Origin of the sequence: Parasphingorhabdus sp. JC815, from assembly GCF_040717415.1 — a bacterium.
Classification (GTDB): domain Bacteria; phylum Pseudomonadota; class Alphaproteobacteria; order Sphingomonadales; family Sphingomonadaceae; genus Parasphingorhabdus.
The window spans coordinates 54790-75005 of the sequence record NZ_JBFEFM010000005.1 but is presented as its reverse complement, the minus strand read 5'-3'; the positions used below and the strand labels follow the sequence as shown (position 1 = coordinate 75005).

Sequence of the window (20216 nt, the reverse complement as noted above, 5' to 3'; positions counted from 1 at the left end):
ATAGGCAATCAGCGGTAAACAATGGGCGAAATGATGCAGCAAAGCAATTTATCGTTGGTATTGGAAAAAGAGCGTCTGGCTACTCTGGCTAATTACCAGATAATGGATACACCGCCAGAAAAGGGTTTCGACAGGATTGCCCGTCTGGCTGCCGGTGTTTTTGAGGTTCCTGTAGCAGCAATTTCTTTTATCGATGATAGGCGCCAGTGGCATAAATCATCAGTTGGAATTGATGCGAAAGAAGTGCCGCGAGAAACGGCCCTTTGTTCTTTTATCCTCGAGAATCAAGGTGCAGTCGTTGCCGAAGATGCCATAAATGATGAGCGATTTTCGGACAGCCCGCTTGTAACCCGAGCACCGCATATAAAATTTTATGCCGGCTGTCCGTTGGTCGCGCCCAATAATATGGTTCTGGGCTCATTATGGATTGGCGATATGGAGGAGCGCCCGCGCTTATCCGATGATGAGCTGGATCAATTACGCAGCATGGCCGATATTGTGATGAGCGAGCTTGAACTGAGGCGAGAAATTCAGCAACGTCAAGAGGCTCAGCTTGATGCAGCTGAGGCAAGAACCGATCTGGAGTTGGCACTTGCGCTTAGCTCAACAGCCAGTTGGAAGTTGAACTTGTCGAGCGATGAAGTCAGTTGGGGCGGTGCCTATTGTGAAGTCTGGGGTGAGGATGCCGATGAGGCACTGACCACTGGTGAAGATACATTCGCCAGAATCCACCCTAAGGACAGACAGAAGATTCGCGAAGCGCTCAGCGACACGAGCTTAGAGAAAAACCAGAGTTTTTCGGAAACCTTCCGGATAATATTGCCGTCGGGAGAAGTCCGCTGGTTGTCAGGACGCGGTAATTTTTTCCGTAACCACGGCGATGATGCAGTGACGGGCATAAGTTATGATATAACGGACTCCGTCCGGCAAGAAGAGCAGCAGAAGCTTCATACACGTGAACTCCATCATCGTCTGCGTAACCTGTTCGCGACTTTACAATCTATCATGGCACTGACCAGAAACTCTGCAACATCAATTGATGATTATATTGAACGGATTTCCGGACGTTTGGGCGCACTCAACCGCACCCAGCAAATATTGCTTGATTCTGATTTTGTAACGGGCTCTTTTGCTTCTTTGGTCAACGATCTCTGCGCGATATATCCTCGACTGACATGGACGGGACCAGACGTCAGCTTGCCTGAAAATGCCATGGTAGCGATTTCTCTGGTGCTCAACGAACTGGCAACTAATGCTGCCAAATATGGCGGATTAAAAAATGCCAGTGGGTCGGTTAAAATCAGCTGGGTCATAGATTATGAAGGTAAATCGCCTGTCTTATCATTGACCTGGATAGAACGTGGTGGCCCTTTGTTACACACAACGCCAATACCTAAGGGCTTTGGTTCTTCGCTCATCAGGCAAAGCATAACCCGAAATCTCAATGGCAAAATAGTTAAGGACTGGCAGAAAGAGGGATTAGTCTGCTCGATCAGTTTTCCGTTACCCTCTCGTGAGTAATGGTAAACCGGGCAGCTTGAAATATTTATGAATAATAGTGGACAGTCCGAAATAAATACTGCTGATATATGGGAACCTTAGCTTTTTATATGCGTAGGTTCGTTACCAAACAATGGGAGTTATTATGAAAAAGATTTCAATCGCAGCTATGGTTATCACCGGACTTGCGTTAACTGCATGTGAAGCCGACGTAAAAGAAGAAGGTGAAATGCCTTCTATGGACGTTGATGTGTCTGGTGACGCGGGTGAATTGCCGGAAATAGATGTAGAAACCGCGGACGTTGAAGTCGGTAGTGAAGAAAAAACTATTGAAGTTCCGGATGTTGATGTGACGATGCCTTCCGAGAAATAGTCACAAACTATATTTTCTGAAAATAGAATATGAAAAGGCTGGGCATATTTGTCCGGCCTTTTTTATATAACCGGATTTATTTGTTCGGCTGAAGGCCAGCTATTCGCTTAGAAGGCCAATATAGAAATTAAACAAACGCAAATAAAAGGTGCCGGAAAATGGAAGAGCTTCGTTTCCAAGGGGGATTTGGGACGATTTAACGCGTTCCATTTCCCGGCTTTTTGTAAGACAGGCTTACAAAAACAAGTGGGAGAGCCACTATGTTAGTAATACTCCAGAAAAATACTTTGGTTCCCGACAGCTACTTAGATTTATTTGTGATGGTCGATATTTTTAAAATACGCTATGTGCGCGAAAAATTTACAACTTAGCTTACGGACACGCACATGCAGATTATAAGAGAGTTAGGCCCATTACGTGAGGCGTTGGGTGTGATCCGCGATTCCGGATCCACACTGGGGCTGGTCCCCACAATGGGCGCTCTGCACGATGGACATATGCAACTTGTGAAGGCCGCGACTGCGCGTTGTGACAGGGTGGTAGCTTCCATCTTCGTCAATCCGGCCCAATTTGGTGAAGACGAGGATCTGGATAGCTATCCACGGCAAGAGGCAGCGGATATTGCTCTTTTGGAGGCGGCAGCCGTGGACATGGTCTGGGCGCCCTCTGTGGATCAGGTCTATCCTGACGGTTTCTCCACCAATATCAGTGTCAGCGGCGTCAGTTCCGGTCTATGCGGCGGATCACGGCCCGGCCATTTTGATGGTGTAGCGACCGTAGTGGCAAAATTATTCAACCAGATTAGACCGGATGCTGCTTTTTTTGGCGAAAAAGACTTTCAGCAACTGGCCGTCATTCGGCGAATGGCACGCGACCTTGATTTCACACATGATATTATCGGTGTGCCTACTGTGCGTGCAGAGGATGGCTTGGCCTTGTCATCCCGCAATGCTTATTTGACGCCGGAACAGCGCGAACAGGCGGTTGCCCTGCCTGATATAATGCAGGAGGCATCCAAGGAGATTATCAAGGGCGGTGATATCGGCGTTATTTTAGCCAATGCCAAAGCTAATTTACTAGCTGCCGGCTTCGAAAAAATTGATTATTTTGAACTGAAACACGCCGATACGCTTGAAAATATGACCGTTTTTGTAGAGCCGGCGCGATTATTGGCGGCCGCACATATTGGTGGCACAAGATTGATTGACAATATCGCTGTAACCAAGGGCACATGAGGGCTGCGTTAACCGTATGTGATAGCGCAACTGGCTGTTTTATAGTATTCTCGGCTTCACTTCGGCTAGATTCTTACAAGCCTGTTAACCATTTTTTTAAAGATTTGTTGTGAAGTTGCCCTGATGCCTATTGCGGCACGTTAGGAACAGGGACTTGTAAATTATGGGCAACAGCATGAAAAGCGCAGCCTTTTTAATAGAAAGCCGTCTTGCAGAAGCGGCAAAAGGTAACAGCAACGCATATTTTGATCTTGGCGTAATTTATTCGACCGGATCAGACGGAGCTGATGTGGATATGATTGAAGCGCACAAATGGTTTAATCTGGCGGCATTATCCGGCCACGATGAAAGCAAAGCCTGTCGCGCAGAGATTTCGCTGGAAATGACCGCCAGAGAAATTGCCGAAGCACAGCGCGAGGCCCGTAGTTGGTTGCAGGAAACCACGCGCCGCGCCGCGTAATCGGATCAAACCAAAAGCTACGTGGATTTCTTGAACGGGCCCATTTCGGCCAGAAATTCAATATCAGCGGCTACCGCTTGTCGCTCCCGGTCCAGATAGTCGGCAATGGCCGACCGGAAGCCCGGATCAACCACATAATGAGCAGACCATGTCGGCACGGGTTGATAACCACGCGCTAATTTGTGGCTGCCCTGCGCTCCTGCTTCGACAAATTTCAAGCCGCGTGTGATTGCGGCATCAATCGCCTGATAATAGCAAATCTCGAAATGCAGAAACGGTATATCGCGTGTGCAACCCCAATAGCGGCCATATAATGTATCAGCCCCGATGACATTGAGAGCCCCGGCAATAGGGATGTTGTCCTGAAGCGCTAATATCAGCAGAAGTTTTTCACCCATTTTTTGATGAAGTAAATCAAATGCTGCGCGAGTCAGATAGGGCGTGCCCCATTTGCGCGCGCCGGTGTCCTGATAGAATTCCCAGAAATAATCCCAATGCTCGGCGGTAATATCATCACCGGAGACGTGGGTGATTTGGACAGTTTCTTGTGCTTTTTTACGCTCACGTCTGATTGCTTTGCGCTTGCGCGAAGATAAGGCCGCTAAAAAACCATCAAAATCTGCATAACCATCATTGCGCCAGTGGAACTGGCTATCGGCGCGGATCATCCATCCGGCAGCCCGGAAATGGTCCAACTGTTCCTCGGTGACAAATGTTGCATGCACCGAAGATATACCGTTATTTTTTGCAAGCTGTTCGGCGGCGCGCAATAGCGGCACGGCCATGGTTTCATCACGTAGTAACAGGCGCGGGCCCGGCACAGGCGAAAAAGGCGAGGCAATCTGGATCTTTGGATAATATTGCCCGCCCGCACTTTCGAACGCATGGGCCCATTGCTGATCAAAAATATATTCGCCCTGACTATGGGACTTCAGATAGCTGGGTAAACAGGCGGCAATGGCTCCGTTCTCGTCCTCGATAATGATCGGCAGCGATTTCCAGCCTGTGCCAGGGCCAACGCTGCCTGACTCTTCCATGGCGGATAGAAAAGCGTGGGAAACAAACGGGTTGGCGTCTCCCGCACAGCTATCCCATTCGGCGGCTGGTAAGCTGGCAATATCGTCTGCTACACGTGCAACAATTTCGGAGTTACGCTCTACAGGTTGTGATGGTGGGGGATTTGACATATTTTATCAGGTCTGCGGTATCTCATAAACCGGTTCATCGGCATATATAGCTGCATTTTTTTTCTGCTCAGCTGTGCGGACGGTCCATGTGACCACTGGCAAGCCTCTGGCGCGGTTCGAGGCTGCGAAACGGGATGGAAAATCACGGACATCATAAGCCAGAAAATCCGGTTTGGCTATCCACAGGTTCCGGTGTCGTGCTATCCGTCCTTTCAGGGTCTTGCTACCCTCTTCGGTCACAACCAGCCCACGCACGATGTGTGCAGCATTTTTACGCATCCATGCTCCGACCAAAGGATTGAAGGACATGACGGCTGCTTTGCCGGTGTAGCCTTCCAGTGCGCTGCGTACCGACAGACAAAGCGGTCCTACGCGCATATTATTGGATTTGATTTCAATCAGGATCGGGACTTGTCCGGCAACCTGTTTTAATATTGCTGGCAAACGAGGAATCTTGCCGTGCCCGTCATTCAGGTCAATCCGGTCAATGTTGATTGCACTTAGATTGGCTAGCTTTCCTGTATGAGCAGTTAAGCGGTCCAGTTCATAATCATGGAAAACAAAAGCTGTACCGTCTTTTGCTCCTTGCACATCACATTCAATCCCGTGGCCCAATTTTATGGCTGCATTAAAAGCGGCGGGGCTGTTTTCCAGGATATTTCGACCTTGTGAAGTGCCGTGCAGTCCGCGGTGGGCATAAGGCTGACCTTTCAGGAACGCGGTGCGTCCCGGTGCCGGTGCCGGTGCGAATAACGCATCAAGCTGGCTTGATAGCGACAATGGCATCAACCTCAACCGCAACGCCCAGCGGAAGCGAAGCGACACCAACTGCGCTACGGGCATGTTGCCCTGCTGCGCCAAAAATGACTTCCATCATGTCTGAACATCCATTAGCGACTTTGGGGTGGTCGGTATATTCGGCGGTGCTGTTGACGTAAACGCCGAGCTTTACGATCCGGTCTACCCGGTCGAGCGAACCTATCGCCTGTTTGATCTGGGCCGCTACCATCAGGGCGCAGGCTTTAGCAGCTTGCTGGCCCTCTTCCAGTGTCATGTCATCGCCCAACCGCCCGGTAATAAGCTTACCATCAGCCATTGATACTTGTCCGCTGATATGCAGTAGCCCGTTTATTTCGACGGCCGGAACATAAGAAGCCACGGGGGCAGCGGCTTCGGGAAGCTCAATGCCTTTATTGTTCAATGCTTTTTCGATTGTGTCTGTCATGGCTTTGAATCAATCACGTCTTGGCAAACTGGTCAAGATCTTCCGCGGGTAAATCCAGCAAGGGCGCGGCTTTTCCTGCTTTAAATTTATCGGTGATCCAGTCAAACGCCTCGCTCCAAAGGTCAATCCGGTCATGGGCGGCGGGATTGGTTTTGATATGTTTTGCCAGTATCGGTTCGCCAACCATATGAAGACGCCAGACATCGGGAGCATGTTTCGCAACGCTGCGATGTTGGTGGCCAAGGTCGTCCACAAACACGGTCACAGTGGGATTATAATCTGCGACGATCTTCGCCAATGGCTCACCCTTGCCACCTTGGTTGCAATAGACCGGAAAATCAATGCCGACTGCGCGTAATTGTTCGGCGCGTGCTTCGCGGCGGTCGTCCAGCAGGTTGGTCAGGATCACTACATCCGCGACCTCAGCTAATTTGTTAATCGCATCAACAGCGCCGTCAATTGCCTTTTGCCGGTGCATCTCACTATCAAAAAACTCTTTTAGCATTGGCCAGACGGAATCACGCCCGACCAATGTACCATCATGCTTGTGCCGCAACGCATCAACAAAATCACCTGATTCCAGATCAAAATGGATATGCTTGTCAGTATCCAGCCATTCCCGGAACGGCACAACCATGTGCAACAAAACTTCGTCACAGTCGCTAATCAGCAACGGCTTCTGGCTCATGTAAAGTCTCCGGTGTTATTCAGATGTTGTGCAGTCGCTGCCAGTTTCTCTGGCGTGACCCCGATTGCCTCTGCACAAGCGATAAGGTCAGGTTCATGGTTGGCTAGGAAACCCAATAATGAAGACAGCATGACTGGATCCTCAAGGCCGGAACGTAATTCTCTGGGGTCCAGTCCGGTCAATGCGAGCAGGCGCTGTGCGCGATCTTCGTCCTGCAAGACCCAGCCAAGAGCCTGCAGCGCTATAATTTCGGCGTCGGCAGAGATATTGTTATTTGTTTCCATCAGGGCTTTCGCCTAGAGGGTTAACCGGACGTTTGGAAGGGGGCAAGTCGCACAGTGGCAAAAAGAGTTTTAGTGGTTGAAGATAACGAACTGAACCTGAAGCTATTCTGTGATTTGTTGCGGGCGCACGATTATGTCGTCGAGCCGGTCAATGATGGCCGGGAAGTAATTGCAAAGGCGCGGAGTTTCGTGCCTGAACTGGTGGTGATGGATATTCAGTTGCCCCATGTCAGCGGGCTGGACCTGATCGAGCAGATCAAAAAAGATACTGATCTCAAATCCATCCCGATCATGGCAGTTACGGCTTATGCCGGCAAGGGCGATGAAGACCGGATTCTCAGTGCAGGAGCGGAGGCCTATGTTTCCAAGCCCATCTCGGTAGCAAAGTTTATCGAATCGGTAGAGGGCGTGCTGTCCCGGTGATCACACGCGATTTGATGTCGGATTCCAGTAAAAAGCAGCTTATTTGATTTTTGCTTCTTTAAACTCGACATGTTTGCGAACGACGGGATCATATTTGCGCTGCACCATTTTTTCGGTGAGATTACGCGGGTTTTTGCGCGTTACATAGTAAAAGCCGGTATCCGCCGTGCTGACAAGTTTGATTTTTACATTGGCTGGTTTCGCCATGGCGCATTCCTTCAAAAGCTATTTTCGGAAAAAACGATTTGTCCGGAAACTCCGGTGCAATCCGCTGTAATTGAGCGGGCTAATGCTGAAACTGGCGACGATTGTCAAGGAAAAGCCGCTATTGGTCTGTCCGACACCGCCCGATCCCTATTTACCATCCCTTAATCATATTTTTGCATGGTCAACCGGGAAACGAGGCAATCCTATGGATCATGATAAAAACCTACTTGTTCAGGCAGAAATGCTAGCGTTGATTGAGGGGATACCATCTAATTTGCTAGAAAAGCATCCCGTGCAGTTTTTGATGCATCTGGATCAAATTCGGGAAAAGGCCGTGCAGCATCACCTGACGGCCCTGCATGACCTAATCTGTGCATTTGAATCAACCTTGCAACGGGCCCTGCAAAGTGGCGCAGCTTTGGTAGTAGCCGATTCGTATCTTGGCGCCATGCGTGATGCATTGGAATGCGGCCCTGTGGATCACACTATGACAGAAGCATTACTGGCTCATGTGGCATTGCGACTGGGCGGCCAGCCGTAACGAGTGGATGCTTTTTTTACATCTTTATTCGCTCTGCTGATTTCTGAAATCGGTGATAGGCCGCAAATATTATGTGCGGCCCTGGTCATCCGTTATGGCCGCGCTACGCCGGTTATCTGGGGGCTGGGTGTGGCAACTCTCCTTAACTGCATGATTGCTGCTATAGCCGGATCGGCGGTGAATGAATGGATTAGCGAAGACCCGTTGCAGCTATTTTATGCCATATCCCTGTTGCTGGCAGGAATTGGCATGGTGGCATGGCGGCGGCCGGTTGATTTGCTTGAAGAATGGACATTAGGACCATTTTGGACATCCTTTCTAGGGCTGTTCATCCTGCAATTCGGGGACAAGGGCCAATTTATACTGGCTGCAACCGCAGCCCGCACCGACGCATGGGGCTTTGCCGCTGCGGGCGGATGGATCGGGGTGATGCTGGCCTGTGTTCCCGCTGTGTTACTTCAGGAAAAACTGGCGAAGATAATACCGATTGTGGCTATTCGCTATACAGGAGGAGGGGCCTTTCTGGTGATTGGTGGGATTATAGCACTTAGTGCATGGGGTATTTTTTAAGATCGGTTAAACTCATAAATCGATCATACTTCACCATATACATCGATAAAGGCGATCACTCATAATTAGGCTTTATGTTGGCCATATCATACGGGAAAGCCTAAATAATGTCCTGAAACAACGATGGAGATTGAGATGACAACTGGTGACAATGCAACAAAAGCTCTCGCAGATGTTTTGAATACGGTGTTGGCAGACAGCTTCGCGCTGTATTTCAAATCAAAAAACTTTCACTGGCATGTGTCCGGTCCGCATTTCCGTGACTATCACTTGATGTTTGATGAGCAGGCAGCCCAAATCTTGCAGACGACGGATGCGATTGCCGAGCGTGTACGCAAAAACGGTCAGCGGACGTTGACCTCTATTGGCGATATATCCAAAAAGCAGACTATTGCAGACAATGATGCCAAGAAATTAAGTGCTGCCGATATGCTCAGCGAATTGCGAGCGGACAATCTGAAGCTTGTAGAGGTACTGCGTAAAGCCAAGGAGCTGGCTGGAGAAGCCGGCGATAATGCAACTGACGGTGTTATCGATGACTGGACCGATCAAGCGGAAGAGCGCGCCTGGTTCCTGCTGGAGGCTTCTCAGGATAGCTGATCAGATAAATTGAGATCGGGGCCAGCGTTTGCTGGCCCTGTTTTTGTAGGCTCTTTTTTTGCTGGTCCTCTTTGTTATGAAGCCTACTCGCTTCGCGGCGATGCTTTGTAAGGGTACAGAGTGAAAAAATAGCGGACTTTCGCCCGCTAAATTTTGTAATTCTACCATCGGTAGAAAATATATTATTGTTGGAAGTGTTTCCCTGAATTATTTGGGTACCAGATTGACCGCAGCGGTTTTGCCGCGACGATCTGCTTCCAATTCAAATTCGAGTTTGTCGCCTTCTTCCAACCCGCGCATTCCCGCGCGTTCAACTGCGGAGATATGGACAAACGCATCTGGCTGACCATCATCACGCTGGATGAAGCCGAAACCTTTCATGCTGTTAAAGAATTTGACCGTGCCGGTTGCTTTCTCACCAGTCAGTTCGCGTTGCGGTGGTCCGCCGCGGTCTTCGCGCGCCGCAGGTGCGGATACTTCGATCAGTTCGCCTTCAATTTGAATATCGGAAGCGGATACTTTGCCGCCGCGGTCAACCAGCGAGAAACGCAGTCCCTGACCCTCTGCAAGTCCTTTAAGGCCCGCACGCTCGACTTGGCTGATATGAACAAACACATCCTCGCCGCCGGTATCCTGAACAATGAAACCAAAGCCCTTTTGGGCATTAAAAAATTTTACCTTGCCGGTACCTTCTCCGACTACCTGATCCGGCATTCCGCCGCCTGGGCCGCCACGTTGTCCGCCGCCATAGCCTGTATCTGGTCGGGTGTATCTTTCTATTGGTGGGGAGCTATCACCTTGATATCCGTCAAAATTCTCATCACCAAAGCTATCGCGCTTATCCCGGCCTCTGCCACGCCGGTTTCTGTCAAAACCCATTCTAGAATCGTCTTTCACTACGTCCGATAAATTAAATCCAATACTCAAGCGGACGATGGCCAGAGTATTTTCTTACGCGAATCTTTATACCGCGCGCTGTAACTATATAGAAAAACCATGGCTTATGCGAATAAAATTCCTCACAATGTAAATTTCGCTCTAATATTGGGTATGGTCTTCACTATAATTTAAAAAAGCAAGGTCTTTGGATCGGCAATAGGCTCGTGTTTCTGGGCTTTTAACAGTGCCAGAACCGACCGCACCAAAACCCAGATAGCCACTAAGATTAGCAGCGGTATTCCGATCAGGATAATCGACAGGATTATTCCGATGACGCTACCGATCAAACCAATCACAAAAGTCATGATATGGAACTGCATATGACTTTCTTCCCATGTTCCGGCGACTTCGCTTTTCCAGACAAAAGCAAGGATGACACCGACTAAGCCGGTAATGCCAACAAAGAAACCGGCAATATACAGTAGGGATATGATCGTCGCCTTGTTCAGATCAAAGCCTCCCGGCGCCGGATGTGGTGATTGGTCTGTCATTGTGGTTTACCTCGCTATCGCTTCATATTCTGTGCTTTTATAGCAATCTTGCTCTTGCTGTTTATTCTATGGTGCGGCACATACCATATCTTATGCGTAATTTATTTATAGTCTTTTCGAGTCCAGCAGTACGGAGCGAAGCGTAATGGCGGTTTTTTTTCATGAAGAAGATTTGCCTGCGGGCGTATTAGCGGAAGGGCCGGTTGCCGTTGATACGGAAACCATGGGTCTGCAAACCTTGCGGGACCGGCTCTGCCTACTCCAGATATCCGACGGTAATGGTGACGAGCATCTTGTAAGGTTCAGTCCGGGAAGCGATTATGCCGCGCCCAATCTCAAGCAGATATTAGCCGACCCTGCGCGAACGAAATTATATCATTTCGCACGCTTTGATCTTGCCGCCATCGAATATTATATGGGTGTGGTGGCACAGCCGGTATTCTGCACAAAAATCGCGTCACGACTGATCCGGACCTATACGGACCGTCACGGATTGAAAGAGCTGGTGCGTGAGTTGTTGGGACAAGATATTTCAAAACAGCAACAGTCGAGTGACTGGGGCGGGCCCGAACTCAGCGAGGCACAGCGCGATTATGCCGCATCCGATGTTCGCTATTTGCATCGTTTGAAGGACGAGCTGGAAATCCGTCTGGAGCGGGAAGGGCGCACAGCAATGGCACAGGCCTGTTTCGATTTTCTACCGCACCGGGCGCGGCTTGATATTGCAGGCTGGCCGGAAACGGATATTTTTGCCCATGCCTGAGCCATCTTGTAAATCAGCAAACATATATTTTTTGCAGTGTCCTCACATATAAATGACGATCGCGACCGAACATATCCAAAGCAAACGACAGCAATTTGCTGCTCCCGGCAGCAAACATGATCGCAACATCCGGCTGTTGCGGGTCTTGCTACCGCTAGGTGTTGGTGCTTTGGCCGCGATACTTGCGCTGGCTCCATTTACTACCAGCGGTGAACTGAGCTTTGTTCTTGATAAGAATAGCGTTGATGTGGCCGGGGAACGTATGCGGGTGACCGAAGCTATTTATCGCGGAGAGGATAGTCAGGGCAGGCCATTTTCGATCAAGGCAGGCTCTGCTGTTCAGAAAAGTTCCCGTGAAGCAGTGGTAGATTTGAGAGATCTGTCAGCGCGAATATTGTTAAATGATGGCCCGGCCCAGATCCGTGCGGGCCGGGGGCTATATGACATGGACAAGGAAGATGTCAGAGTGCCCGGAACCGTGCAGGTTGAAAGCGCTGGAGGTTATCGGTTGACAACACGTCAGGTAACCGTGGATCTGAAACAGAGGACATTGAATAGTGATGCTCCTGTGGAAGGGCGAACAAATATCGGAACCTTTCGCGCGGATAGCTTGAAAGCTGATATGACCGAGCGGACAGTCACACTCGATGGAAATGCAAAACTGCGTATCACGCAAAACGGATTAAGGGGGCAATAAATGATCAGGCGTTCTTTTCTTGCAGCCTCCACCGGAGCGCTTGTAGCAGCGGCGATGGTGCTAACATTTGCCGGTGCTGCGCCGGCACAGGTTTTTGGCGGTCATAATAGTAATGCTCCGGTGAATTTTGATGCGGGCCGCATTGAATTACAGGACCGCGCGGATCGCGTTGTGCTGTCCGGTGCTGTTCGGGTAGAACAGGCTGGTCTGGTTTTAAACTCGGCGCGAATGACGGTCGCTTATCGCAGCGGAGACGGGATTCAGGTTGACCGGATTGATGCTTCTGGCGGCGTGACGATCCGTAAAGGCGGTGATACGGCCAAAGGGAATACAGCAATTTATGACCTGAACCGGCGGCTGATAACCCTGATCGGCAATGTCACACTGACGCAGGGCAGCAACCGTTTGTCCGGCGGACGTGCGATAGTTGATCTGGCATCGGGCCGATCGACTATTGATGGCCGTTCTGCTGGTGGCTCTGTTCCGGGCACACAAAATTCCGGTGGCCGGGTTTCGGGAACATTCACGGTTCCGCAACGACCCGATTAGGCACGTCCTGATTAGCTGTGGTTTTCGTCGTAACATACTTGCAATATGGAGGTCGGTTGAGGCCCTAAGAGTCATTGCTCGGCACCGAAAAGAACCATTATTGACTAAACAGGCATAAAGCTTGCCAATTTCGGGTAACTTGGGCCATGTTATTACCTGTTAGAAATTCTAATCGGGTTCAGACTATATCTGGATCGAAGGACTAAGATGAACGATGCGACATTAATTGAAACTCCAGCGACGGGCGGCCCTGGCGCTGATCCCGGTTCAGCGATGGCCAGCGATGCGATGGAGCATGGCCTCGCCGTAGTGTCGATTGCAAAAAGCTATGACAAACGCACAGTATTGTCGGACGTGTCCCTGTCTGTGGCACGCGGTGAAGTAGTTGGACTGCTTGGCCCTAATGGCGCTGGTAAGACTACTTGTTTCTATTCGGTTATGGGGCTTGTCCGTCCCGATGCAGGTCGGATCATGCTGGACGGGGAAGATATAACGCCGTTACCTATGTATCGCCGCGCAATATTGGGGCTGGGCTACTTGCCTCAGGAAACCTCTATTTTCCGCGGCATGACAGTGGAACAGAATATTCTGGCCGTTTTGGAAATGGTTGAAAACGACAAAGCGGTGCGCGATGAAGCGCTCGACCGCTTACTTGACGAATTTGGTCTGACCAAATTGCGTATGTCCCCGGCCATGGCGCTGTCTGGTGGTGAGCGCCGCCGCTGTGAAATTGCCCGCGCTTTAGCCGCCGACCCTTCGATCATATTGCTTGATGAGCCTTTTGCCGGGATTGATCCAATCTCCATTTCGGATATTCGTGACCTTGTTGTACAATTGAAAAACCGTGGGATCGGTGTATTGATTACCGACCATAATGTTCGTGAAACACTGGATATCGTGGACCGGGCTTGCATCATCTATGATGGTCAGGTGTTGTTTGCCGGTAGTCCAGAAGCATTGGTTAAGGATGAAAATGTCCGGAGACTTTATTTGGGCGAGGGATTCTCGCTGTGATTAGGTGGCGACCAGAATAATGGCCTTAGGTCCCCGCCTCGATCTTAGGCAAAGCCAATCGCTGGTGATGACGCCGCAATTGCAGCAGGCGATAAAGTTGCTGGCTTTGTCCAATCTCGAACTTGAAACCTATATTGCCGAAGAGATTGAGAAGAACCCGCTGCTTGAAACCGGTGATCTTACCGTTGAGGAAAAGAGTAATGAAGGCGGTGAAAGCGATACCGACACTCTGCCCGAACCGGGAAGTCAGGGTAGTGACGAAATATTATCCTCTGGTCCGGCGGCGAGCGAATCCGCGCTTGATATGGCGGGAGATGCGGACCAGTTTTCAAATAACAGCCTGAGTGAGAGCGACGGTGTGCTCGATAGTGCGCTGGATGGGGGGCTTAGTTTGAATGGGGGGCTTAGCGGTTCTTCATCAAGCGGCGCGATTGGCGGAGAGGCGCCTGACTTTGACAATATGCTGGCTGCTGAAACCACGCTGGCTGAATATCTGATGGAGCAGGCGGGGGCGATATTGTCGGGCAGCGATCTGTTCATTGCCCGGCATCTTATCGACCAGATTGATGAATGCGGCTATTTACAGGCGGATCTGCTGGAATTCGCGAATCGTTTGGGTGTGCAGCTTGATGATGTCCAACGTATATTGAATCAGGTTCAGACATTTGATCCGGTTGGTGTCGGTGCGAGAGACTTGGCGGAGTGCCTGGCGCTACAGGCACAGGAAGCAGACCGTTATGATCCGGCAATGGCGCAGTTGATTGATAATCTTGATCTGCTGGCAAAGGGCGCTCTACCGCAGCTTAAGCGGATTTGCGGGGTTGATGATGAAGACCTGATGGACATGATTGCCGAAATCAGGGCCTATGACCCAAAGCCGGGCTGCAAGATAGGCGGCGGTGATGTTCAGGTGGTTGTGCCGGATATTTTTGTTGCGGAGCGCAGCGGCAAATGGGTTGTCGAGATTAACAGTGCGACCCTGCCCAAGGTGCTGGTAAACCGCACTTATCTGGCCGAATTGAAAGACGGCGCTCAGGACAAGGCTTCGAAAGAATGGCTCAATGATTGTCTTGCCGACGCCAGTTGGCTGGTCAAGGCGCTCGACCAGCGGCAACGCACGATCATCAAGGTCGCGACCGAAATCGTGAAACAGCAGGAAAGCTTTTTTCATGACGGCGTCGCGCATCTGCGCCCGTTGACGCTAAAAAATGTAGCTGACAAAATCGAGATGCATGAATCGACCGTTAGCCGGGTGACATCCAACAAATATCTCTCCTGTTCGCGCGGGACGTTTGAACTTAAATATTTCTTCACCAGCGGTATCCAATCATCCACCGGCGGGGAAGCGGCATCGGCAGAAGCAGTGAAAAGCCATATAAAATCCCTGATTGATAATGAGGATCCGAAAAAAATCCTCTCCGACGACAAGCTGGTTACGTTGCTGCGGGGCAGGGGCTTTGATATTGCGCGGCGAACGGTTGCAAAATATCGCGAGGCTTTGGGACTGGGCAGCTCCGTGCAGCGTCGCAGGCAAAAAGCGCTGGCTGGCAAAGCGGCCTGAACGCCTATCGTGATTATACCGTTTGGCTGAGTAAGAATCCGTTAGTGGTGAGCTTGTCGAACCACGTATCCAAGGCAAGCGCGGCATCAAGCCCATAAACCCCCTTCGACAGGATCAGGGTGAACGGCATGGGGATTCCTTGGCAATTGCTTATAACCTATCCGTTAATCTCCTTTCTCAATACCACAAATTGCAGATCCTGTGTTTTGGGCAGGCCATAGCGCGGATCATTAAGCGGAAATGGTCGCCGCTCTCCCGTCGGGACATATCCGCGCCTTTCATAATAAGCGATCAGGTCGCGGCGCTGGCGGATGACGGTCATTTCTATCTCCCGGCCATGCCAGTTTTCTCCAACATGGCGTTCTGCCACGCGCAACAATATTTTGCCTAGCCCGCCCGCCTGACGGTCGGGATCGACGGTCAGCAAGCCTAGATAGGCGAGGCGCCGATCAACCTGCTGCAAATGCACGCAACCGGCAATGTCCCGCCCATCCAGGGCGAGCAACAGGATCTGGTCACTGCCTTCATTCTCTCCTTTATCACCGACTATAGCCTGCAAAGCCTCGACATCGGTTCTTTGCCCGCCAAGCAAATCAGCTTCATGTGTCCAGCCGCGCCGGGCGCTGTCCCCGCGGTAAGCGCTTTCGATCAACGAATGAAGCCGGGCAATATCCTGCTCCTGTGCGACGCGAATCCCGATATCCTGCGCCATAGTCAGCTATCATCGACCAGCCGAACACCCTCGGCCTCTATCTGGTCATCCCCGATCAACGTTCCGGTGACAATGACCCGTTTTTCCACTTCGTCAATCGGTGTGCGTAGCAAGGTCAGGCGATAGCGCTGGCCGCCATCGGCCTGTAACACAAAGCCGCCCGCGTCACGGACCAACAGGCCGGAAAATATATTCGCCTGATTCATGTGCGCTTTCATTCCAGAACCTCTGATGCCGGCATATAATCATAGCCCAGATCCTCTGCCACTGCGCGATAGGTGATATGGCCGTTCCACACGTTTAGCCCGTTGGCGAGGTGCGGATCATCGCGCATGGCCGCTTCCCAACCCTTGTCTGCAATCGCAAGCGTATGGGGAAGCGTGACATTATTGAGCGCATAGGTGGATGTCCGTGACACCGCGCCGGGCATATTCGCAACGCAATAATGGACCACATCATCCACCACATAGGTCGGGTCCTGATGCGTGGTCGCTTTGGACGTTTCAAAACATCCGCCCTGGTCAATCGCCACATCGGCCAGCACAGAGCCGGGCCGCATGGTCGAAAGCATGTCCCGCGTGACCAGTTTGGGTGCTTCGGCACCGGGGATCAGCACCGCGCCGATAACAAGATCAGCCTCGGCCACACATTCGGCCAGATTGGCCTTGTTTGAAAAACGGGTTTTCGCCCGCGTTTCGAAATAATTTCCCAATGTTTCCAATACGGCCGGATCACGGTCCAATATCGTAACATCGGCGCCCAGTCCGGCAGCCATTTGCGCGGCGTTAAACCCGACAACACCGCCGCCGATCACCGTCACTTTGCCGGGAGCAACGCCCGGTACACCGCCCAATAATATGCCGCGCCCGCCATGCGCTTTTTCAAGCGCGGTGGCCCCTGCTTGTATCGACATGCGTCCGGCCACCTGACTCATCGGTTTCAGCAGGGGCAGGCCGGTCGGGCCTGTCACGGTTTCATAGGCGATGCAGGTCGCCCGCGATTTTATAAGATCGGCGGTTTGATCCGGATCGGGGGCAAGATGCAGATAGGTGAACAAAATCTGCCCTTCGCGCAGCATCGCGCGTTCGGCGGGCTGGGGCTCTTTCACCTTTACGACCATATCGCATTGTTCAAACACTTGGGATGCGGCTTGGGCAATGGTCGCACCGGCATCAATATATTCGCTATCCTCTGCGCCAATGCCCATGCCAGCCCCGGTTTCGACTAGAACATCATGCCCGTGGGCGACTAATTCACGCGCTGATTCCGGCGTTAAACCGACGCGATATTCATGGTTTTTGACTTCTTTTGGTGTGCCGACACGCATGGGCAGTTTCCTCTTTTGTCGAGTCTTGACGCAAAGCAATAACAGCAAAACAGACCCTGCGCGAGAGAGGGTTGTAATAAAGTTACATTATTTGGTAACTTTCCTAATCGGCACAGCTACGGTACAAATATTGCCATAACCGCCATGGGCCGCAATATATTGCAACATCGCGGGGCTATAGCTGGCGAGATATTCATATTGCGGCTGATCGGCCAAGGGCAATTCACTGGCCAGACGGATGGATGTGATCGGAATATGCTGTGATTTCTCTGCATAGAAGCCGCCCGCTGCGGTGCCAAGGGGCAGGTCGGTAACATGTTCCAGCCCGTCAATCACCCGCCCGACCATGCCGAATGTCATATCAAGACTACGCGCTGCCTGTGCGGTGACGATGGAAATTTCCGAACCGCTACCGGCATCGGGTGGATCATAATGGGCCGGTGATAAAGCGCCGCGGCAGGTAATCGGAAAGCTTTTCCCGTCCTGCGATCCGATGGGCCAGCCGCCACCAAAGCCCACTGTGCTGCCATAGCTTTCGTAAATCATCTTCATCAGCGGCCGGATATCCGTGCCCTGATATTCATTGCTATATTGCACCGCCGCATCCAGCGCTGCCATATCACTATCGCGCTTTGCGCCCAATGCCGCGTTGAAATAGTCGCTTTCCGGCACGGTTTCGAGGGTTTTTGGAACAGCTTTATTATCCGGATTGCCGCCAAATTGCGTGACAAAATCCTTGGCAACGCGGTAAATTTTCGTTCCGTCCCACCAACGGGCAGCGGCCAGCTTTCGGACATTGCGAACATGCGCGCCGGACATTGCAGCGGGAATTAACTGGATGATGGCCTTGCGTTCATTACCCTGTGCATCATCGGGCAAGGTGAGGACCATGAGGTCATTAACCGGAATCGGTAGCCAATGGTCAGCAGGGGCAGCGGCCAGAACCTGCTCCGGCGTGGGTGTGTCATATTGCTCTGCCCGGGCAGGACCGGAAATGAGGGTCATCAGCGCTAAAGGGAGTAACAGAAAGTGAAAGCCATATGGGACGCGCCATGTCATGATTTCAACAATCCTCCATTTGAAAGTTCACACAATTCACAGCCCAAATTCCTATCGGGCTGCGACCAAAGTTCACACAATTCACAGACATAAATTCTGTCCGTGTAGCGGCCAAAGTTCACACAATTCACACGGGTATGATCCTGCCGCAAAATATCTGCTGCCGGAAGAGCTATTTGCAGACATTAAACATCGGGCTGGAAAGGCTATATGTATAAACATGACGGGAAACTACTGTTTCTGGTTCATGTAGGAAAGGGGAAATTGTCCGGAGACCATGCTCTCCGGGGAGGGAAAATGCTATAAATGATACCGTTAGTGGTGAGCCTGTCGAACCACGTTTCTAAATCACAAACACAGCAGAAAACCAAGGCATTTTGCTATGTTCCAATATATCGCCCCTTCCCAAATGGCTGTGCTACCTATCCAGTTTCACCCGCCGCACCGGCACTGGAATATTACAAATATCCGCCCCGCCCGCCGGAGTGATAAAAAACGGATCGCGGCGATTGGCGCGGGCCATAGTATATTGGGCAAAAGATACGCTCATTGAGTCAAGATATTCAAACTGCGGCTGCTCTGCTTTGGGCAGGGTATCGCCGATACGGATAGAGCGGATCGGCACCCGTTTCTTGGCATCGGCATAAAAGCCAAGTTGCCCCTTGCCGCGCGGCAGGCTGGACAGATGCTCCATCCCTTCGATAATCCGTCCGACCACCGCGATATTGCGGTCGAGATGGCGCGGAGCATGGCCGATAACGGTGTAAAGCTCTGCGCCTGTTCCGGTATCGGGCGACAGGTTGCGGCCCACACCCACTGCGCCATAGCAATGGACGGGCCATAAACGGGCTTCATCGCTATCCCCGCTGTTTGCGATAGGCCACCCTTCTAGGAATTGGGCATATTCCGAATAAGGGTCGCGCTCTTCCCATCGTCTGTAGTTGGGATTGGCCGCGCGCATTTTATCCTCGATCGCTATAACAGCCATTTGGTTGACTGCTTCTTCAGCGGCATCCATGGCGCTTGCTGACTTAGCTTCAATTTCCATAAATTGATTATATTGCTCAGCGGTCATCTCATACGCACTTTCCGGCACGTTCATCAGCCCGTCCGGAAGCGCTTTTTGCTTAACCTCACCCGATTCCGGATTATCGTAACCGGCATCGCCCCATTGCACGACATAATTATCCTGTACCCGGTTGATGCTGGTCCCGTCCCAGAATTTGGCGGCGGCAAGTTTGCGGATATTGTCAATCCACCCTTGCGAAAATGGTGGCGGCATCAACTGGATGATCACGCGGCGCGCTTCGCCTTTGGCATTTGGGGCTAAATCCATGATTAACAGATCGCTGGCGGCAATGGTTTTCCAGTCGCTCGCCGGGGCGCTTTCCACAATGGCACCGGGGCCGGGATGCTCCTGTTCCTGCGGGGTTTGCGCCAAAAGCGGTGAGAGCGCGAGAAGCCCTGCAAGCGGCGCGATCAGGATGCTTTTTGTCATATTTTTCTCCATCACTGCACCTTAACTATCATCAAGCTCTTGCGAAAGATCGTTTCGCACACTAGGGGAGGCGGCGCTGTCAGAGTTTCGCACCACTTATGATTCTGGCCAGCAATGCGGAGACGTGGCAGAGTGGTCGATCGCGCACGCTTGGAAAGCGTGTATAGGGCAACCTATCGAGGGTTCGAATCCCTCCGTCTCCGCCAACTATCAAATCTCATGTAATCTCATATAGTCTCGTAAGGTACAGGAATCTGAGGCTTGTCAAGCTTATAGCTCTCTCCTATGTTCCTAATATGTTCTGCAGGTTCTC

26 protein-coding genes and 1 tRNA gene are annotated in these 20216 nt (G+C 51.3%); 14 read left to right on the top strand and 13 right to left on the bottom strand.

Annotated elements, in window-relative coordinates:
- Positions 1-21: 21 nt before the first annotated feature.
- The 4 genes from AB1K62_RS11890 (at position 22) to AB1K62_RS11875 (ending at position 3568) form a co-directional block, all read left to right on the top strand.
- Positions 22-1521 (top strand): HWE histidine kinase domain-containing protein, encoded by a 1500-nt coding sequence (locus AB1K62_RS11890; protein ID WP_367003803.1) that lies wholly within the window; start codon positions 22-24, stop codon positions 1519-1521.
- Positions 1522-1645: 124 nt separating this feature from the next.
- Positions 1646-1873 carry a hypothetical protein gene (locus AB1K62_RS11885; RefSeq protein ID WP_367003801.1) on the top strand — a complete coding sequence of 76 codons (228 nt, stop codon included), beginning with the start codon at positions 1646-1648 and terminating at the stop codon, positions 1871-1873.
- Between the two features lie 386 nt (positions 1874-2259).
- Entirely contained in the window at positions 2260-3108 is an 849-nt protein-coding gene (panC, locus tag AB1K62_RS11880) for a pantoate--beta-alanine ligase (protein ID WP_367003799.1), read from the top strand.
- 163 nt (positions 3109-3271) lie between these two features.
- Positions 3272-3568 (top strand): SEL1-like repeat protein, encoded by a 297-nt coding sequence (locus AB1K62_RS11875; RefSeq protein ID WP_367003797.1) that lies wholly within the window; start codon positions 3272-3274, stop codon positions 3566-3568.
- 17 nt (positions 3569-3585) lie between these two features.
- On the opposite strand, the gene AB1K62_RS11870 is transcribed toward AB1K62_RS11875, so the two are convergent.
- Genes AB1K62_RS11870 through AB1K62_RS11850 form a run of 5 tightly spaced genes read right to left on the bottom strand, consistent with a single transcriptional unit; the run spans position 3586 to position 6952 of the window.
- Positions 3586-4755 carry a GNAT family N-acetyltransferase gene (locus tag AB1K62_RS11870; protein ID WP_367003796.1) on the bottom strand — a complete coding sequence of 390 codons (1170 nt, stop codon included), beginning with the start codon at positions 4753-4755 and terminating at the stop codon, positions 3586-3588.
- Between the two features lie 6 nt (positions 4756-4761).
- A complete protein-coding gene (locus tag AB1K62_RS11865; RefSeq protein WP_367003795.1) occupies positions 4762-5541 on the bottom strand; it encodes a glycerophosphodiester phosphodiesterase family protein in 780 nt (259 codons plus the stop codon).
- On the bottom strand, positions 5513-5980 hold the full coding sequence (locus AB1K62_RS11860; RefSeq protein WP_367003794.1) for a RidA family protein: 468 nt from the start codon (positions 5978-5980) through the stop codon (positions 5513-5515). Before AB1K62_RS11860 ends, AB1K62_RS11865 begins: the two co-directional genes overlap by 29 nt.
- A 13-nt stretch (positions 5981-5993) precedes the next feature.
- Positions 5994-6668: an HAD family hydrolase gene (locus AB1K62_RS11855; RefSeq protein ID WP_367003792.1), complete on the bottom strand. Its 675-nt coding sequence runs from the start codon at positions 6666-6668 to the stop codon at positions 5994-5996.
- Positions 6665-6952 (bottom strand): DUF3572 domain-containing protein, encoded by a 288-nt coding sequence (locus tag AB1K62_RS11850; protein ID WP_367003791.1) that lies wholly within the window; start codon positions 6950-6952, stop codon positions 6665-6667. Before AB1K62_RS11850 ends, AB1K62_RS11855 begins: the two co-directional genes overlap by 4 nt.
- Positions 6953-7006: 54 nt before the next feature.
- Here AB1K62_RS11850 and AB1K62_RS11845 point away from each other — a divergent pair, with 54 nt between their 5' ends.
- Positions 7007-7375 (top strand): response regulator, encoded by a 369-nt coding sequence (locus AB1K62_RS11845; RefSeq protein WP_367003790.1) that lies wholly within the window; start codon positions 7007-7009, stop codon positions 7373-7375.
- A 39-nt stretch (positions 7376-7414) separates the two neighbouring features.
- Here the strand turns inward: AB1K62_RS11845 and rpmG are convergent, their stop codons facing one another.
- Positions 7415-7582, bottom strand: coding sequence for a 50S ribosomal protein L33 (gene rpmG / locus AB1K62_RS11840; protein ID WP_367003789.1), 168 nt, complete (start codon positions 7580-7582; stop codon positions 7415-7417).
- An 82-nt stretch (positions 7583-7664) separates the two neighbouring features.
- Between rpmG and AB1K62_RS11835 the strand changes: the two genes are divergently transcribed.
- From AB1K62_RS11835 to AB1K62_RS11825, 3 genes are all read left to right on the top strand, one after another.
- On the top strand, positions 7665-8123 hold the full coding sequence (locus tag AB1K62_RS11835) for a hypothetical protein (protein ID WP_367003788.1): 459 nt from the start codon (positions 7665-7667) through the stop codon (positions 8121-8123).
- 3 nt (positions 8124-8126) lie between these two features.
- On the top strand, positions 8127-8693 hold the full coding sequence (locus AB1K62_RS11830) for a TMEM165/GDT1 family protein (protein WP_367003787.1): 567 nt from the start codon (positions 8127-8129) through the stop codon (positions 8691-8693).
- 135 nt (positions 8694-8828) lie between these two features.
- Positions 8829-9293, top strand: coding sequence for a DNA starvation/stationary phase protection protein (locus AB1K62_RS11825; protein ID WP_367003785.1), 465 nt, complete (start codon positions 8829-8831; stop codon positions 9291-9293).
- 207 nt (positions 9294-9500) lie between these two features.
- Here AB1K62_RS11825 and AB1K62_RS11820 read toward each other — a convergent pair whose 3' ends face one another.
- Complete coding sequence (locus AB1K62_RS11820) at positions 9501-10172, bottom strand: cold-shock protein (RefSeq protein ID WP_367003784.1); 672 nt, start codon at positions 10170-10172, stop codon at positions 9501-9503.
- A 188-nt stretch (positions 10173-10360) separates the two neighbouring features.
- Positions 10361-10723 (bottom strand): DUF4870 domain-containing protein, encoded by a 363-nt coding sequence (locus tag AB1K62_RS11815; protein WP_367003783.1) that lies wholly within the window; start codon positions 10721-10723, stop codon positions 10361-10363.
- Positions 10724-10868: 145 nt separating this feature from the next.
- On the opposite strand from AB1K62_RS11815, the gene AB1K62_RS11810 reads away from it, so the two are divergent.
- From AB1K62_RS11810 to rpoN, 5 genes are all read left to right on the top strand, one after another.
- On the top strand, positions 10869-11486 hold the full coding sequence (locus AB1K62_RS11810; RefSeq protein WP_367003782.1) for a ribonuclease D: 618 nt from the start codon (positions 10869-10871) through the stop codon (positions 11484-11486).
- Positions 11487-11538: 52 nt separating this feature from the next.
- Complete coding sequence (gene lptC, locus AB1K62_RS11805) at positions 11539-12183, top strand: LPS export ABC transporter periplasmic protein LptC (protein WP_367003781.1); 645 nt, start codon at positions 11539-11541, stop codon at positions 12181-12183.
- Positions 12184-12732 (top strand): LptA/OstA family protein, encoded by a 549-nt coding sequence (locus AB1K62_RS11800; RefSeq protein ID WP_367003780.1) that lies wholly within the window; start codon positions 12184-12186, stop codon positions 12730-12732. It abuts the gene before it with no gap.
- A 207-nt stretch (positions 12733-12939) separates the two neighbouring features.
- Positions 12940-13746, top strand: coding sequence for an LPS export ABC transporter ATP-binding protein (gene lptB / locus AB1K62_RS11795; RefSeq protein WP_367003779.1), 807 nt, complete (start codon positions 12940-12942; stop codon positions 13744-13746).
- Positions 13747-13765: 19 nt separating this feature from the next.
- A complete protein-coding gene (gene rpoN, locus AB1K62_RS11790; protein WP_367003777.1) occupies positions 13766-15307 on the top strand; it encodes an RNA polymerase factor sigma-54 in 1542 nt (513 codons plus the stop codon).
- A gap of 157 nt (positions 15308-15464) precedes the next feature.
- Here rpoN and AB1K62_RS11785 read toward each other — a convergent pair whose 3' ends face one another.
- From AB1K62_RS11785 to AB1K62_RS11765, 5 genes are all read right to left on the bottom strand, one after another.
- The gene (locus tag AB1K62_RS11785) at positions 15465-16019 is read right to left on the bottom strand and encodes a GNAT family N-acetyltransferase (RefSeq protein WP_367003776.1); all 555 of its coding nucleotides are present in this window, start codon (positions 16017-16019) and stop codon (positions 15465-15467) included.
- A 2-nt stretch (positions 16020-16021) separates the two neighbouring features.
- On the bottom strand, positions 16022-16225 hold the full coding sequence (locus AB1K62_RS11780) for a DUF5818 domain-containing protein (protein WP_367003774.1): 204 nt from the start codon (positions 16223-16225) through the stop codon (positions 16022-16024).
- Positions 16226-16233: 8 nt separating this feature from the next.
- On the bottom strand, positions 16234-17346 hold the full coding sequence (gene ald, locus AB1K62_RS11775) for an alanine dehydrogenase (protein WP_367003772.1): 1113 nt from the start codon (positions 17344-17346) through the stop codon (positions 16234-16236).
- 87 nt (positions 17347-17433) lie between these two features.
- Positions 17434-18405 carry a peptidylprolyl isomerase gene (locus AB1K62_RS11770; RefSeq protein ID WP_367003771.1) on the bottom strand — a complete coding sequence of 324 codons (972 nt, stop codon included), beginning with the start codon at positions 18403-18405 and terminating at the stop codon, positions 17434-17436.
- Positions 18406-18823: 418 nt separating this feature from the next.
- Positions 18824-19903 carry a peptidylprolyl isomerase gene (locus AB1K62_RS11765; protein ID WP_367003770.1) on the bottom strand — a complete coding sequence of 360 codons (1080 nt, stop codon included), beginning with the start codon at positions 19901-19903 and terminating at the stop codon, positions 18824-18826.
- Between the two features lie 118 nt (positions 19904-20021).
- On the opposite strand from AB1K62_RS11765, the gene AB1K62_RS11760 reads away from it, so the two are divergent.
- A tRNA-Ser gene (locus tag AB1K62_RS11760) sits at positions 20022-20109 on the top strand.
- The last annotated feature ends 107 nt before the right edge of the window (positions 20110-20216 follow it).